Annotated in this window: 13 protein-coding genes; 1 reads left to right on the plus strand and 12 read right to left on the minus strand. The window is 46.3% G+C overall.

Going from position 1 to position 16343, the window contains the following annotated elements; translation table 11 throughout:
• Positions 1-19 precede the first annotated feature (19 nt).
• From msrA to SB752_RS03600, 9 genes are all read right to left on the minus strand, one after another.
• Complete coding sequence (msrA, locus tag SB752_RS03560) at positions 20-991, minus strand: peptide-methionine (S)-S-oxide reductase MsrA (RefSeq protein ID WP_410714365.1); 972 nt, start codon at positions 989-991, stop codon at positions 20-22.
• A gap of 132 nt (positions 992-1123) precedes the next feature.
• Positions 1124-2509, minus strand: a complete 1386-nt coding sequence (locus SB752_RS03565) for a M20/M25/M40 family metallo-hydrolase (RefSeq protein WP_410714366.1) — start codon at positions 2507-2509, stop codon at positions 1124-1126.
• 39 nt (positions 2510-2548) lie between these two features.
• A complete protein-coding gene (locus tag SB752_RS03570) occupies positions 2549-4564 on the minus strand; it encodes a S9 family peptidase (RefSeq protein ID WP_410714367.1) in 2016 nt (671 codons plus the stop codon).
• Positions 4565-4571: 7 nt separating this feature from the next.
• A complete protein-coding gene (locus SB752_RS03575) occupies positions 4572-6365 on the minus strand; it encodes a S9 family peptidase (RefSeq protein ID WP_410714368.1) in 1794 nt (597 codons plus the stop codon).
• Positions 6366-6574: 209 nt separating this feature from the next.
• Positions 6575-8212 carry a peptide ABC transporter substrate-binding protein gene (locus SB752_RS03580; protein WP_410714369.1) on the minus strand — a complete coding sequence of 546 codons (1638 nt, stop codon included), beginning with the start codon at positions 8210-8212 and terminating at the stop codon, positions 6575-6577.
• 35 nt (positions 8213-8247) lie between these two features.
• A complete protein-coding gene (locus tag SB752_RS03585; RefSeq protein ID WP_410714370.1) occupies positions 8248-9195 on the minus strand; it encodes an ABC transporter ATP-binding protein in 948 nt (315 codons plus the stop codon).
• Positions 9192-10214: an ABC transporter ATP-binding protein gene (locus SB752_RS03590; protein ID WP_410714371.1), complete on the minus strand. Its 1023-nt coding sequence runs from the start codon at positions 10212-10214 to the stop codon at positions 9192-9194. Before SB752_RS03590 ends, SB752_RS03585 begins: the two co-directional genes overlap by 4 nt.
• A 28-nt stretch (positions 10215-10242) precedes the next feature.
• A complete protein-coding gene (locus SB752_RS03595; RefSeq protein WP_410714372.1) occupies positions 10243-11187 on the minus strand; it encodes an ABC transporter permease in 945 nt (314 codons plus the stop codon).
• 3 nt (positions 11188-11190) lie between these two features.
• Positions 11191-12123: an ABC transporter permease gene (locus SB752_RS03600; protein WP_103106212.1), complete on the minus strand. Its 933-nt coding sequence runs from the start codon at positions 12121-12123 to the stop codon at positions 11191-11193.
• 453 nt (positions 12124-12576) lie between these two features.
• Between SB752_RS03600 and SB752_RS03605 the strand changes: the two genes are divergently transcribed.
• Entirely contained in the window at positions 12577-13896 is a 1320-nt protein-coding gene (locus SB752_RS03605) for a helix-turn-helix domain-containing protein (protein WP_410714730.1), read from the plus strand.
• A 79-nt stretch (positions 13897-13975) separates the two neighbouring features.
• Here SB752_RS03605 and SB752_RS03610 read toward each other — a convergent pair whose 3' ends face one another.
• From SB752_RS03610 to SB752_RS03620, 3 genes are read right to left on the minus strand one after another with little or no spacing between them, the layout of a single operon-like run.
• Positions 13976-14938, minus strand: a complete 963-nt coding sequence (locus SB752_RS03610) for a PDR/VanB family oxidoreductase (protein WP_410714373.1) — start codon at positions 14936-14938, stop codon at positions 13976-13978.
• 18 nt (positions 14939-14956) lie between these two features.
• Positions 14957-15427 (minus strand): dimethylamine monooxygenase subunit DmmA family protein, encoded by a 471-nt coding sequence (locus SB752_RS03615; protein WP_410714374.1) that lies wholly within the window; start codon positions 15425-15427, stop codon positions 14957-14959.
• A complete protein-coding gene (locus SB752_RS03620; protein ID WP_410714375.1) occupies positions 15424-16320 on the minus strand; it encodes a heme-dependent oxidative N-demethylase family protein in 897 nt (298 codons plus the stop codon). The genes SB752_RS03615 and SB752_RS03620 overlap by 4 nt, the downstream gene beginning before the upstream one ends.
• Positions 16321-16343 lie beyond the last annotated feature (23 nt).

Genomic DNA, 16343 nt, shown 5'->3' on the forward strand with positions numbered 1-16343 from the left:
AGGAATGATACGCTTAACGCTAGTTCTTTTCAAATAAACGCTTGTAAGCCCCAAAGCCTTCTGCATCCAGGCGGTCTTTCGGGATAAAACGAAGGGCAGCGGAGTTTATGCAGTAACGCAGTCCATTCTCACCAGGTCCATCCTCGAAAACATGTCCAAGATGAGAGTCTGCTCCCTTGCTGCGAACTTCTGTCCTCGCCATATTGTGAGTCAGATCGATGTGCTCTGTAATATTTTCTTCTGTCATCGGCTTCGTAAAGGATGGCCAGCCGCAGCCAGAATCGAATTTATCCAACGAGCTGAATAATGGTTCACCCGAAACGATGTCTACATAAATCCCTTCTTCTTTATGATCCCAAAATTCATTGGAAAAAGGACGCTCGGTTCCGCTATTTTGTGTAACCTCGTATTGCAAAGGCGTAAGCTTCTTCTTTAATTCTTCCAGTTTGCCATGGTCGCGCCATGCTTCCTTGGTGAATTTGGCTCTGCCTGATGCAGCGCGATAATACTGATAGCGGAGTGGATTTTTTTGATAGTAGTCTTGGTGGTACTCTTCTGCCGGATAGAAAGGCTTCGCAGGCAGAATCAGTGTTTGAATCGGTTTGGAAAAGCGGCCACTCGCATCAAGCTCTTGCTTGGACTGCAAAGCGAGATGCTCTTGCTCTGGACTATGGTAGAAAATCGCGGGAGCGTATGATTGGCCGCGATCGCCAAATTGACCACCTGCATCTGTCGGATCAATTTGGCGCCAAAAGATTTGCAGCAGCTCTACGTAAGGCATGAGAGTGGGATCATACGTAATTTGCACAGCTTCATAGTGCCCTGTCGTATCCGAGCAGACTTGTTCGTACGTTGGATTGTCAACATGGCCGCCCGTATAGCCTGAGACGACCTTCACAATACCTGGCATTTTGTCAAATGGACTGACCATGCACCAAAAGCATCCACCAGCAAAGGTAGCGATCTCATATTGGGAGTTTTCACTGTTCACGCTTTTCGCCTCCTAAGGTTGTACGCATTATTATTATGATTGATTGTACCTGTTTTGCAAAAAGAAAGTCCACTCTGTAACTGTTAGATTGCAAAAGACCCCGCGACAAAAAGTGCGAGGCCTTTACCTTGATTATTTTGTGCTATCAAGTGCTTGTGCAAAGCCGGAGATCAGGAATACCATGTGAGCAATGCCCTCTTCGAAATCTTTCAGGCGAATAGATTCGTTTGGCGCATGCACCTTGCAGCCTACCCAGCCTACCCCTGTACTAACGATCGGGAGCTGCAGCGCTTCGCCGAATGCAAACATCGGACCTGTACCTGCCGCGTTAGGCGCAAGCACCGGCTCGTTTTCGTAAACCATACGGGCAGAATTTAACACGTGACCCACGAACGGATGGTGGAAATCGGAGCGATACGCTTTTTGTCCGTTAATCATCGTTGCCTGAATGTCCGTAAATCCGTGATCATTCAAATGCTGCTGAATGCACGCAAGAATGTGATCAGGATCTTGCCCAGGGACCAAACGGCAGTCCACCTTTGCCTTGGCATTTTTCGGCAGTACGGTTTTGGCACCTTCCCCTGTGTATCCGCTAATCAGACCGCAAATGGTCATGGTCGGATGAAATACCATCGCATCGCGGGGATCGATTCCTTTTGCCTCTGTAATCAACGAGCGCTTCAATCCATACAGCCCTGTAACCGCAGCTTCGTCAAATGGCAGCTCGGCAACGACCTTTTTCTCATCTTCGGTTGGTTCTACGATGCCATCATAGAAGCCTTTCACGAGAATTTCATTTTGCTGATTTTTCATTGTTCCCAATGCTTGCACAAGTCGCCATGCCGCATTATCTACATAGGCTCCTACTGAAGAGTGCATGTCGATGTCGGCTCCGATGCATGTCAGCTCCATGTAGGCCATACCTTTAATTCCGGCCACCATGCCGATTCTCTCTGCCTCATCTTTTCCACCGAATTCCCAAATGCATGCATCGGCGGCGAAAAGCTCTTTATACTCCTGAATATACGGCTCCAGATTTGGACTTCCGATCTCTTCTTCGCCTTCGATCATGAATTTGATGTTGCATGGTAGTCCACCTTCAGCTTGCTGAAGGATTTGGATGGCAGTCAGACGTGCGACCAGATCGCCCTTGTTATCTGCCGCACCACGAGCAAACAGCTTGCCATCTATGATCGTTGGCTCGAACGGCTCTGTATTCCACTCGTCAAATGGCTCGGGCGGCTGAACGTCATAGTGGTTGTAGTAAAGCAGTGTTTTGCTTGCATCACCCTTGCTTCCTGCCGCAAAAAATCCGTAAACGACGGGATTGCCACCGAGCCCGCTCAACACTTTTGTTTCGCCGCCAATGTCCTCAATCATTTTCACGACGTACTTTACGGTTTCCGGGATGGCTTTGTGCTGGGCAGAAACGGTTGGAAAGCGCAAATATTCTTTCAGCTTTTCAACTGCTTCTGGCAAGCTTTCTTTCACATAACCGAGCACTTGTTCTTTTTCCATAACCGAATGCCTCCTCATCGCTTCCTATTAGAATGTCTACTATACCGACGCCTTCTCAGCCGCCAGCAAATAGCTTTCAAACCAGTCTGCAGTATATTGCAAGCGAAGGACACGCTGCTGTGGGTCGCCACTGCGCGACAGCTCGTGGCTCGCGCCAGGGAAACGAATGAACGAAACAGGTGCCTTATCATGGTAGCGCAGAGCAATATACAATTGTTCTGCCTGCTCAATCGGGCAACGATGATCTTGTTCACCATGCATGATCAATAAAGGCGTTTCGATATTGGCAGCAAACCGGAGCGGTGAATGATGCCACATTTTTTCGGGATTGTTAAACGGATTTGCCATAATTTCTTCCGCTGTAAAGTAGTAGCCAATATCACTGACCCCGTAAAAACTCAGCCAGTTGCAAATGCTGCGATCAGTAACGGCTGCTTTGAATTGATTCGTTTGACCTACAATCCAGTTGGTCATTAAACCGCCGTAGCTGCCTCCTGTTACCCCAAGTCTGGTTTCATCGACAAAGTCAAAATGGTTGCACGCGTATTTTACGGCACTCATCAGATCGCGATAATCGTTTCCGCCGTAATCGCCGCAGCACGCCTGCACAAAACGCTCTCCGTAACCGAAGCTGCCACGTGGATTTGTGTAGAGAACTGCGTAGCCTTTTGCCGCCAAAACCTGGAATTCATGAAAATACGTGTTTCCGTACATCGAGTGAGGACCACCGTGAATTTGCAAAACCATCGGATATTTTTGACCTTGCTGATATCCAACGGGCTTCATCATCCAACCGTGCAGCTTCCAGCCATCTTCCGCTTCGAATTCGATTTCCTCCACAGCTGGCAGCTCCAGCTTGGCAAACAGGTCATGATTGACATCGGTCAAGCGCTGTTCTTCTTTTGTACCGAGATTCACCTCAACCAAATCTCCCGGGTTGGACGTATCACTTATGGCTAAAATCAGTTTCTGTGCTTTTTCATGCAGGGAAAAACCGTATACATTGCGATTTCCTCCTACAATCTGCGTGATCTTCCCGTCCAGAGTCGTATGATAGATACCGGAATTACCACGCTCACTCGCGATGAAGTACATTCCTCTGCCATCTTCTGTCCACACAGCTCCAGGATTGGGATGCCCCGGGGAGCGTACATCCCCAATCGTCGAATCTCCCACTTGAACATCCCACTCAGCTGTAATACATGTTTGCTCATCATTCTCAAGGTTGTAGACCCAGACTCTTTTCTGTGTAGCATGGAGATGTGTATCCGATTCGCTTCCAATAAGAGCTAGCTTTTTCCCGTCAGGTGACCAGGTTGGAAAAAAGAACGTTCCTTTACTTTTCGTTACTTTTTTCCAATCCCCTCCTGAAAATGGAACCAGGTAGACATCTACGCTATGCTGCTTGTCCGGATTTTCAGCTCGGTTTGCAGTAATAGCCAGCCACTCGCCATCAGGAGACCATGTTCCAACTGTATGATTGTACGGGCCTTCACTGATCGCTCTAATTTCTCCGCTCTCTACATTGACAATGGCGAGCTGCTTGCATTTGTCATAGATGTATCCATGATCATCAGACTTGTACTTCATCCGGTTAACTACGATTGCCTTTTGTGCTTCTTTTTTTGCTTCGCCCTCTACATCTGAAAACGAGTCTTCCGGGCACAGCATGGATGAAAATACGATATGTTTGCCATCTGGGGACCAAACCGGGTTAGACACGCCCGTTTTGCAGTGGGTCAGCTGTCGTGCTTCCCCTCCTTTTGCATCGATCAACCAGATTTGAGGCGTACCGGAACGCTTAGAAACAAAGCTGATTGTCTCACCATCTGGTGACCAGCGAGGAAACGTATCACGCACGGTGCCTGTGGTCAAGGATGTCAGGTCTTTTGTATCCAGTGATTGTAATACCAAATGGTTTCGATACTGACGGTCTTCGTCAATCATTGTCTCCACGAAAGCAACCGATTTTCCATCAGGAGATAGCTGTGGATCACTTGTATACCGGATTCGATACAAATCTTCTGCCGTAATTCCACGTTTAATCGCTGTCATGCACCATTCACTCCTTATCATTTATGGACATCATTAATTGCTGCATAAAAAACTGGGTGATCTTTTGATTCAACGTAATGTGGTTGTCCAGCTTTTCTGTGAAGTGACCCTCATCCTCGAAAATGTGCAAATCTACCTGCTGTCCTCTACCTTGCATGTCTGCTACCAACTGTTCTGCTTCGGTCACTGGCACACGAGTATCGTTGCGTCCGTGGAACACAAGCAGCGGCGCTTGGATTTTTTCTGAGTGATTGAGTGGTGCAATTTCTTCAAAGAAGTCGCTGTCTTGCTCAAGCGAGCCATATTCTACCTCACGCAGCTTGCGTCTCCATTCACCCGTATTTTCGAGGAAGGTACGGAAGTGCGAAATCCCAACGATGTCGACACCAGCGGCCCACAGGTCTGGATAATGCGTAAGCGCTGCCAAGACCATAAAGCCCCCGTAGCTTCTGCCCATAATCCCGATTGCTTGTGGATTCACCGTCTCCAGCTTGGATAAGTCCTTGACGAGCCACGCCAAATCGGCTACCGAATCCATCCGCTTGCGTACATCGTCCAATTTGACATATTCGCGTCCGTATCCCATACTCCCACGGACGTTTGGTGCCACTACCGTAAAGCCCTTGTTGGCCAAATACTGAAAAACGGGATGATATTCCGCACGAATTTGGCTCTCTGGTCCCCCATGCACATAAACCACGACGGGGCTATTTTTCTTCTGTTCCTTGGCATACAGAAAATACGGGACCTCCAGACCGTCAAATGAAGCAAAGGAGCGCAGTTCTGGCTCGATCAAAGTTGCCTCGATTGCTTCGGATCGTCCGATTGTCGTCACTTGCTTGCTCGTTTTCGTGGAAATCGTATACGTCCACACATCTCCTGGTAGTGTTGGACTTTTCAACACGAATCCAATCTGGTCTTCTGTTATCCAAGACAGTGAAGTGATGACTCCTTGTGGGACGTTTTCAATCTTTTGCCACTGCTTGTCATCCATCTGGAACAGAGAAAGACTCGATTTGCCGCCTTCATTAGTTGAAAACGCCAATGTCTTTTCATCCGCAGACAGCTTGACTTCTTCGATATCCCATTTTGGCACATGAACAAGCTGCTGCAGCTCGGCACTATCAAGACTAAAGCTACATAACGCCATCGTGTTTTCGTCTCGGTCCGTGACAATATACCCATACTTGCCGTCTTTGGTTAGCTGCAACGAATGAAACCGGGCATTATGTGTACATATCGGAAGCTTGTGAGCTGCCTTCATTTGCAAATCGAGAAGATAGAGTGAGTTGTCGATGTTTGTTTCTTGGACACTAAAGATCAGACCCGTGCCATCCGGAAGCCAGCCTACCGGATCACATCGTCCGTCATAGCGGAACACTTCCTCGTATTCGCCACTCTCCACATCCTGAACAAAAATATCAAAGCAGCGCGGATGGCGTCGGTTACTCGACCACGCGATTTTTTGGCTGCATGGCGACCAGCCTCCGAAATAGTGAAAGTAGGCAGGTGCTTCGGTGAGGGGTTTTACATTTGTCCCATTTTCCGTAAGTAAAAAGAACTGCTGCCGCTCGTCGCCTTTACAATCCATGCCCACTATCGTTTTTGTTCCGCATGGAGAATGATCCACTTCGACAACCCGATCTGGCAAAGATGTGATCTGCTCGGCTGTCAGGCTCTCCTCATTCCATCGATACAATTGCGCGATACCTGTCAATTTGCTTAAAAAGGTCAGCTCCCGTTTTTTCGGTACCACCTTCAATTGATATGCTGATTTCACTTGTAGATAGTCCATGATCATGGGAAATCATCCTCTCTTGTCGGTGTTCGTATGTAAAGAGAAAAAAGAGGAGAATCTCCTCTTTTTTCTTATTTTATTCTGTGAAAAACGTCTCGACGTTTTTACCGAAGCTGATGCTAGATGTTACGCTGAGGCACTCTGTCATAAAAGCAGATGTGACCGCTTGCGGTCAAACACTTTTGTCCCCCGATGAGAGGGGAAAGCAGTCATTACTGTTTTGTTGCCCAGCGTGCACTTGGGAAAGCGTTAACCGGGTAAGTCAGACCTTCGAGGCCTGGTTTCACCAGATAGTTTTGTTGATAGTGATAGACCGGTATGAATGGCATGTCATCCATCAAAATCTCTTCCGCTTTGTGCAAGAGTTCCATACGCTTATTAGGATCTTGTTCAACTTTTGCTGCCATATTCAAAGCATCATAGTCTTTGTTTACCCAACCAGTGCGGTTGTTCGGGCTGTCACCCAGGTAGTAGTCGAGGTTGAATGCCGGGTCGCTGATTTGACCTACCCAACCCATACGGCCCATTTGGTAGTTTTTCTGTCTAGTTGTATCCAGATATACTTTCCACTCTTGGTTCGTCATTTTTACTTCTACACCAAGGTTTTTCTTGAACATTTCTTGCATGGCTTGAGCAATTTTCTTGTGGCTTTCATCCGTGTTGTACATAAGAGTTACTTCTGGCAGTGTAGACCAGCCTTCTTCCTGCATCCCTTCTGCTAGCAGCTTCTTCGCCTCTTCAAAATCTTCCTTGAAGTAGTCGCCGCCTTCTTCGCGGAAGTCTTTTCCAGATGGCGTGATTGCTCCACGAGGTACCATCGAGTAAGCTGGCGTTTCGCCACCTTGGCTAACCATTTCTGTCAAAGCTTTACGGTCGATCGACATCGCAAATGCACGACGTACTTTTTTATTTGTAAATGGCTCCTTCGTTACGTTGAACATGTACATGTACGTACCATAGTAAGGAACGGATTTGTAGTCAGGGCTCGATTTTGCCTGGGCAAGAATGTCAGATGACATTTCTTTGTTAAAATCAAGCTCTCCACTCTTATACATTTGATACGAAGTTGTCGCGTCGTTCACCATTTTCCAAGTGATCTTGTCCATCTTCACATCGTCTTTGTTCCAGAAGTTTTCGTTCTTTTCGATGACCAGCTCGGAATCATGCTTCCAAGAAACTAGCTTGTACGCGCCATTGGAGATGTAGCTGTCTGCATTCGCAGCCCATTTTGGGTTTGCTTCTGCCGCTTTTTTGTTGATTGGGTGCCAATAACGTGTTGCCAGCATTTTATCGAAGTAAGAAGTCGGAGCTACCAATTCGATTTCCAGTGTTTTTTCGTCTACTGCCTTAATTCCTACATCTTCTGCTTTCCCTGTACCTTTGTTATACGCTTCTGCACCTTTGATGTAGTACAGCAGGTAAGCAGTCGTAGAAGCAGTAGCTGGATCGATGTGCTTCATGAATGTGTAGGCGAAGTCTTCAGCAGTTACTTTCTCGCCATTTGTCCATTTGGCATCATCACGCAAAATGAATGTGTATTTCAGTTTGTCGTCAGACAGCTTTACTTCTTTGGCAGTACCCAGAATTGGATTGCCGTCTTTGTCTTTTGTGTACAGACCTTCACCCAAGTGGTCCATGATCCAGAAGGATGTGGTGTCAGTTGATGTGAGCGGGTTCAAGTCTGGTGGCTCAGATTTGGCGTTAAATACAACTTCTTGTTTCACCGCAGCTCCAGGCGTGCTCGTGGAGCTCTCTCCACCCGCTGGTGCTGTACTGCTGCCGCCACCGCAAGCTGCAAGAGCTGGCACAACAAGTGATAGCGACAAAGCGAATGCTGCAAATTTCTTCACAATGTTTCCCCCTGTATAATTAAGATAAAATCGAACTACTGATAGAGATGACAAGCAACCCAGTGGTTAGACCCTACTTCTTTCCACTCAGGAACCTCCGCAGCGCACTGCGGCGTAGCCTTTGGGCAGCGTGTTCGAAATACACAGCCGCTAGGAGCATTGGCAGGGCTCGGCAAATCCCCCTGTAAAATAATTCTCTCCCGCTTCACTGTTGGATCTGGTATTGGAATAGACGATAAAAGTGCTTGCGTATAAGGATGCAGCGGCTCCGCATATAGCTCAAAACTGCTTGCCATTTCCACCATTTTTCCTAAATACATCACACCAATTCTCGTCGAGATATGTTTTACCATGGAGAGATCATGGGCAATAAACAAGTAAGTAAGTCCTCTGTCTTGCTGCAGGTCTTCCAAAAGATTGACAACCTGAGCCTGGATCGACACATCGAGTGCGGAAATCGGTTCGTCCGCGATGATAAACTCCGGCTCCACAGCGAGAGCGCGGGCAATCCCGATACGCTGTCTTTGACCGCCACTGAATTCATGCGGGAATCGGCTTGCATGTGCTTTGGAAAGACCAACAAGCTCCAGCAATTCCTTTACCCGATCCGCTCTCGCCCCGCGGGACAATCCGTGAATATCCAGCCCCTCTGCAATAATATCCATGACAGTCATTCGCGGATTGAGACTTGCTTGCGGGTCCTGAAAGATCATTTGGACGTCTCGATGAAACTGAGCGGCATCTTTTCCTTTGATCTGGTGTGCATTCTTTCCTTTAAACAAGACTTCGCCATCTGTATTTTCATAGAGACGAATCATCGTCCTGCCCAGCGTGGATTTACCGCATCCGCTCTCTCCTACCAGCCCCAAGGTCTCGCCCCGGTTGATGGTAAAAGTCACGCCATCCACCGCTTTCAACGTAACTCCGTTGCCAATCTCAAAATGCTTTTTTAAATTTTTTACCTCAACCAATGCTTCGCTCATCCTGCCTGCCTCCCTGCTGCCACCAGTTCGTCGATCTTGGGTGCTCGTGAATCGTGCAGCCAGCATATAGCCTGATGACCATTTTCAAAATCAGTGACCGACGGCATCTGCTGTTCGCAGATTTCCATCGCAAATTGACAACGAGCTGCAAACGGACAACCTTTTGGCGGATCAAACAAGTCAGGCGGAGATCCTACAATCGGAACTAGCCGTTCTTTTTCTGTACCATCAATACGTGGTAAGGAGCGCATGAGGCCCCATGTGTACGGGTGCTTCGGACTCGCGAAAATATCTTCAACCGAGCCTGTTTCCACTACTACTCCTGCATACATGACTACCGCCCGATGAGCGATTTCCGCAACGACTCCGAGATCATGTGTGATGATTACGATAGAAAGCTGCTGCTTCTCTTGCAGCTCTCTGAGCAGATCAAGAATCTGTGCCTGAATGGTCACATCCAAGGCTGTCGTCGGTTCATCGGCAATGACGAGCTTAGGTGTATTCGCGAGCGCAATGGCAATCACGACACGCTGCCTCATTCCGCCTGAAAATTCATGTGGATACTGGTCCACCCGTTTCTCTGGATCAGGAATTCCGACTAATCGCAGCATTTCGATCGCTTTTTTGCGCGCTTCCTCTTTGCTGACGTTATGCGTACGTACAAATCCTTCGACAATTTGCGTGCCGACCTTCATCGTTGGGTTGAGAGCGGTCATCGGGTCCTGAAAAACCATCCCGATCTCTGAACCGCGCACGGCTAAAAGCTCCCTTTTGGACATCTCTGTGATTGATTTTCCGTCGAAAGTGATCTTCCCGTCGACGATTCGCCCAGGCGGATTCGGGATCAATCCCATAATGGCTTGGGCGGTAACACTCTTGCCACAGCCACTCTCCCCGACTACCGCGACCGTTTCACCGCGATCCACATGAAAGGTCACCCCTCGGACCGCCTGAACCTCTCCTCCGTAGGTTTTAAAATGTACCCGGAGGTTCTCTACTTGCAGCAAATGATCTGTCATGTCTGATTCCTCCTATCCCCCGGTGAGATTATTCACGTATCCGTGGGTCTAATGCATCCTGCAGGCCGTCCCCGAACACATTAAAAGCGAACATCGTAAGTGAGATCATCAAGGCCGGGAAGAACAATCTCCACCAATCCCCTGTTAAAATGACCCCTAACGCATCGTTTGTCATCGTGCCCCAGCTGGCTACAGGAGCTTGTACACCTAAGCCGAGGAAGCTGAGAAAGGATTCCGCAAAGATCGCGGATGGAATCGTAAAGGTCAGGTTTACGATGATAACTCCAATCGTATTCGGGATAAGATGACGCAATAAAATTCGTGGGAACTTGGCTCCAAGCACTTGTGCAGCAAGGATAAACTCCTGATTTTTGAGCTGCAGGATTTGTCCACGAACCAAGCGAGCCATACCCGTCCAGCCTGTTGCGGACAAAGCGATAATGATCGTAAGAATGCCTGGCTCCATCACGACCATCAGCATGATGACTACGAGCAAATACGGCAGACCATACAAAACCTCAATAATGCGCATGATGATCGTATCGATTCGGTCTCCGCGTTTTCCTCTTCCAGCCATGTAACCGGCAATACCGCCAACCGTTACACCGATCACGAGGTCAATCAACGCTGCCGTAATTCCAATAATGAGCGAGATACGTGCCCCGTACCATGTACGTGAGAACATATCACGTCCCAGCTCATCCGTACCGAACCAATGCTCGCTCGATAATTCCTGATTCGCCGTAAGCAGACTCTGATCGGAATAACTATATGGCACCAGATGCGGGCCAATTACTGCCATGAGCACCATGCCTAGAATGAGAATGAGACCAAGCATCGCCAGTTTGTTTTTTACCAGCTTTCGTGCTACTTGTTGAAAGTGAGTGAGGCTAGGTCGCATCTGGACGATCTGTCCATCTGTTTTTTGTACCTTTGGTCGAAACAACTCATTTACCGATTGATCCATCGCCATAGGCTACCTCCCCCTACTCGACAATTTGATTCGTGGATCGATAAACAGATAAGCCAGATCAATCAAGAAAATGATGAGTACCAAGATCGCACTGTAAAAAACAGTCGTTCCCAAAATAACAGGATAATCTCGATTGAATATGCCATCTACGAAGTATTTACCGATACCGGGAACTGCGAAAATCTTTTCGACAACGAAGGTTCCGGTGAGTAAGCCGGCTACAAGCGGCCCTAAAAAGGTAACTACCGGCAAAATCGCATTGCGAATCCCGTGTCGGATCACAATTAAAAACATTGGAATTCCTTTTGCTTCCGCTGTTTTTATGTAATTCTGATTCATCACATCAATCATGCTTGTCCGCATGTAGCGTGTAATAATGGCCAATGGTCCAAAAGCTAGTGCCAGCGAAGGCAGAACCGAGTGCTTCCAGCTGGCAAGCGTAGCGACCGGAAAGAGCGGCCATTTGATTGCCAAGTAATTGATCAACATCGGTGCCATGATAAAGCTGGGAACAGCAATTCCGAGTACGGCCATAACCATTGCAGCGTAGTCAATCCATGTATTCCGGTTTAGAGCGGCAATCGTTCCGAAAAGAAGTCCGAAAAACAAGGCGACTGCTATTGCTTGCAAACCGATAAGTGCAGAAGCTCCAAATCCATCCTTGATCATGTCGTTGACTCCACGTGTCTCCGATTTGATCGAAGGCCCTAAGTCAAGCATTGCCAAACTTTTCAGATAAGAAAGATATTGCATAGGCAATGGTTCATCCAAATGATATTTCGCACGCAAGTTCAGCAATATTTGCTCGGGTAGCTGATCTGACTCAGATGCAAACGGGTCACCCGGAATCATATGCATGAGTGAAAACGTCAGCGTCACAATAATCCACAAGGTGAGTACCATCATAAGAATTCTCTTTAGTAAATAACGCGACATCCACAAGCCCCCTATTCAGACATACGAAGCGGTCTTGACCGCCTAACGATCACATCTATCCTCATGAGAAAACGTCGAGACGTTTTCAAAGAAATAGGAATTACGACCCTACTCGCACCCCCTTAACGGAAATTCGCCTAAATCATTCCTTAATTCAACAATATACGCGCTGTCTGTATTTCATGTCAATTCTGACTTTTAGTTTTTTCTAACTTTTTTTAAGAGGAATTTCGGAAATAACGTCTAATTTAGTATGATACAAACGGAATTTTTCCCTAATGACTCCTTAATTTGCGCCATTTTTTCTGTTTTTCACGACGTTCTCTCAGATGATTGGAGGTATTTCGCATTTGCATATCAACAAAAAACGTACTATGATGCCGAAAAGAGGATACCTATTTTTCATGACGAATAGAATATTCGGTAGTTTATCGTTGGCTGGAGGAAATAATGATCGTAAGAGTCGGCATAGTTGGTCCTAAGGATTCAGTGGAAATGATGTTAGGTGTCGGCCAAGAGTTTGCAGATCAACTCATGCTCATCCCCTACACGTATCAACGTGCAGAAGAAGCAGCCGCATTTGTGTCTGAAAACAATCAAGAGGTTGATATCTGGTTTTTCTCGGGTATCGGTCCTTACTCGATTGCACGAGAACACCTTGAAAAGAAAAAAGCGTTTTATCCACAAATAAATGCAAGTGTACTATCAAAGGTCTTGCTAGAATTGGTTTACCGTGATGGAATATCGCTTGACCGAGTCAGCTTTGATACGGTTTCAGAGATGCATTTCCGCGAAACACTTGAAGAGCTTGAGCTCTCTTGTGAACATCCGTATTTGAATCCGTATGAAGAATTCAGGCTCACCAATCAATGGGTGAACTATCATACGTCTTTGTTCAGAGCGGGAAAGGTCCACGCTTGTGTGACGGGAATGCTGTCCGTAGCGGAGGAATTAAAGGAGCTAGGCATCAGGGTTTATAGGATGGGTTTTACGAGGCTGACATTTCGAGAAATCTTCAAGCAAATCGTGCAGGAAGGCGAAACCCTCCACTTTAAACGGTCGCAGATTGCTGTTCAACTGGTTGAAGTATCGGATGTGGAAAGACTCATCAATGAACCTGCAAACGCTTACGATCTGCGAAGACTCGACCTCAAACTGCAGGAAATTATTCTCGATTACACAGAGTCTATTTCAGGCAGCTTCGTTGCACTAGGAAACTATAAGTTCATTATTTTTTCCACCCGCGGGTCTCTCGATGATAACCCTGCTTTTCACCCCACAATTATCCTGGAACAGCTGATGCTGCTGACTCATTCGACTGCCAACATGGGAATCGGTTTTGGGGTAACAGCATTGGCTGCTGAGAGGAATGCGCAGCTGGCGCTTGTCCATGCTAAAAAGTTTACGAATGCTGCGATTCTCGTCGATACGGATGGCTCCATCGAAGGTCCTCTGCACCAAGCGAAAAGCATCAGCTATGGCTATTGGACTGAAGACAAGGAAATGAGCGAGAGCTTGAAAAAAGCAGGCGTGAGTATCACCACTTTAAACAAAATCATTTCTGTACAAAAAGCTTTAGGGCAAAATTACATTAGCGCTACAGACATGGCTGAGTGGATGGGCATGACACCGCGAAATGCAAGACGCATCCTGAGCGATTTGGCTGAACACAATATCATCGAGCAAATCGGCGAGGAAACCCCCACGAATCGGGGAAGGCCGCGCAAAATTTATCGTGTTCTCCCCACTCCTGTGGATAGCAGCATAGTATAAAAAAATGATCCGATCAGAAAACAGCGGCAGACTGGAAAAAGAAAAATTACCAGTCTGCCGCTTATTCATGAAATCTCCGTTATATATCCAAAACCAATGTCCCCTTTCCCCGCGATACGCAGCAAAGCATTGTTTCATTGGAGAGTTGCTGTTCTTCTGATAGAAACGAGTCGAAGTGAATAATCTCTCCATCTACCACCTTTACTTCGCAAGTCCCGCAGCCACCTACACGGCAGGAGTAAGGAATATTGATTCCATTTTGAAGCAGTACCTCTAGCAGGGAAGAATTCGCCGGAACCTCAAGCTCTGAATTACTTTTTTTCATTTTGATAGGGAACGCATGCCTTTCCTTAATAAGCCTGGGAGCAAATCGTTCGAAATGAATATGGAAGGAAGGATACCCATATTTTTTAGCTGCCATAGTAAAATCTTGAATCATGCTCTCGGGACCACAGAAATAAACATGTGTCCCTATTCGATGATTCAAAAGTTGAGTAGGCGATAAACGTTCTGTGCTGTCTCCATTTGAAAAATAAAAGTGACATTGATTTGGAAAAACCTTACGTAGGTAGTCATAAAAAGCACACTGCTCTTTTGACTTCGCTGCATAATACAGCTCAAAGGACTTATTCTTTTCAGCCAGCTCTGCCATCATGGATAAAAATGGTGTAATCCCAATCCCTGCTGCATAAAATACGTGATGCTTCGCTTGAAAGCTTAATGGAAAGTAATTCTTTGGATAGCTAACTGATATAACATCTCCTACCTGAACATTGTGATGCCAATAACGAGAGCCACCAGATGAGTCTTCTGCTAAGCGGACAGCTATTTCAATCAACCCCGTCTTCCCGCTTACGTTAAAAATAGAATAATGTCTTTCCAACGTTCCCGAAGGATGTGGTAAAAGGGTTGTTATGTGCGAACCACCACTAAAGGACGGCAGCATAGAATCATCCATCGCTTGCAGGGTGAATCTTTTGATTGTGGAGGTTTCTTCTTGAATATTACTAACACGTACTTGAATGGTTGAATTTCGATACAAGCGAATGCTCCTCCTGTATTAAGATGATTGGATAGATGAATAACCTAGATATGCCTCCAGACGACGTGAATAATGGTTCGAAACTTCTAGAGATATTCCACAATGCATACAAGTGATATGCATTTCTTCATCGACATCATTAACCCCATGACACTTGCAGCAAATTAACTTCTTCCTGATTGGTCCGATGACTTTTATTTGCCATTCATATTCCGTAAAGCCTGCCTCAAAAGCTAGAATTTTTAATCGATTGACAAAGTCCCATTTCCCGGATAAGTATAAATAAGTCCCCATTTTTTGCTGACTGAACCAAAGTTCAAGGAAGGAATCTGATTCATGCTTTATCTCGTGGAAATCAAATGGGGCTTTGTCTTCCATTGCCTGACGAACGAGAGGGTAAAGAGCCTCTGCACCTTCCGAATCCGCACAAAATAAATACTTCCGTTTCCCCTGGCTAAAGAAAAGCTCCTCTTTCACTGTACTCATCATCTCTTTTTCATTTCCTCTACTAGATATTCAAGTATTTGTTGTCGATACAAAGAAATCCCCTTGTAATCAGAAATAAAGACCGGGAGCTCGTGCAGAATCGCATAAAATTGCTCCAGCCAAGGAGTATGCTGAATAAACCTTTCCAAAGGCAGCATGTGTGAATGAATGGTGAATAATATCCCGTTGCTTTTCGGCAGGCGAAATAGCTTTTGAACCTCTACTCTCAGATGCACCAGTTTTCCCGCATTTTCCTTAGTCACCTGTTTGCGGGCCTGACCCCATTCTGCAAACGTTTCGAGGGAGGTATCTAACTTGTTGCCAGCCATGAGTGACCAATTTTTTCTTTCCCACGGTGTACCCGCCTCAATGCGCATGAGAAATTGCAGGATTCGATCATCAAGGGAATCTGACTGAAAGCCAGGAATCGGTGAATGTATTTCTTTAAAGGTCATACCTACGTTAAAATACAAAGACCAATTCGCTGGAAAACATAGCTGTCCAGCGTCTAAAAATAGGTCGCCATCCCGTTGCATCATCAAAAGCAAATCCTCTTGAACATGGCGACCAATAAAATCCAAAGGCTCTACCTCAAGAGTTGTTCGATCCCCAAACGTAAAAGCTATGATTTCTTTCGTCTGGACGTTAGTAAATATCCACTGTTCATCCTTCTTTTCCAATTTGAATTGATCAGGGTAATAACCGACTAGATTATGTAAAATAAGATCAACAATTTCCCACTGGGCATCTATCGTTTGAGATGATGATTGATAACATCGCTCTGGATGATTTGTAAGCAGCTCTCTTTTCAGTCTAATTTCATCGACGTACTTATCAGTCAATTCAATTGCATTTGGTGGACGTAATGGGACTGCATTATTCGAGTACTTGTACACTTGACTATCTCCAAAAGGAAAAG

This window comes from Brevibacillus sp. SIMBA_040 (genome assembly GCF_046535075.1).
GTDB lineage: Bacteria > Bacillota > Bacilli > Brevibacillales > Brevibacillaceae > Brevibacillus.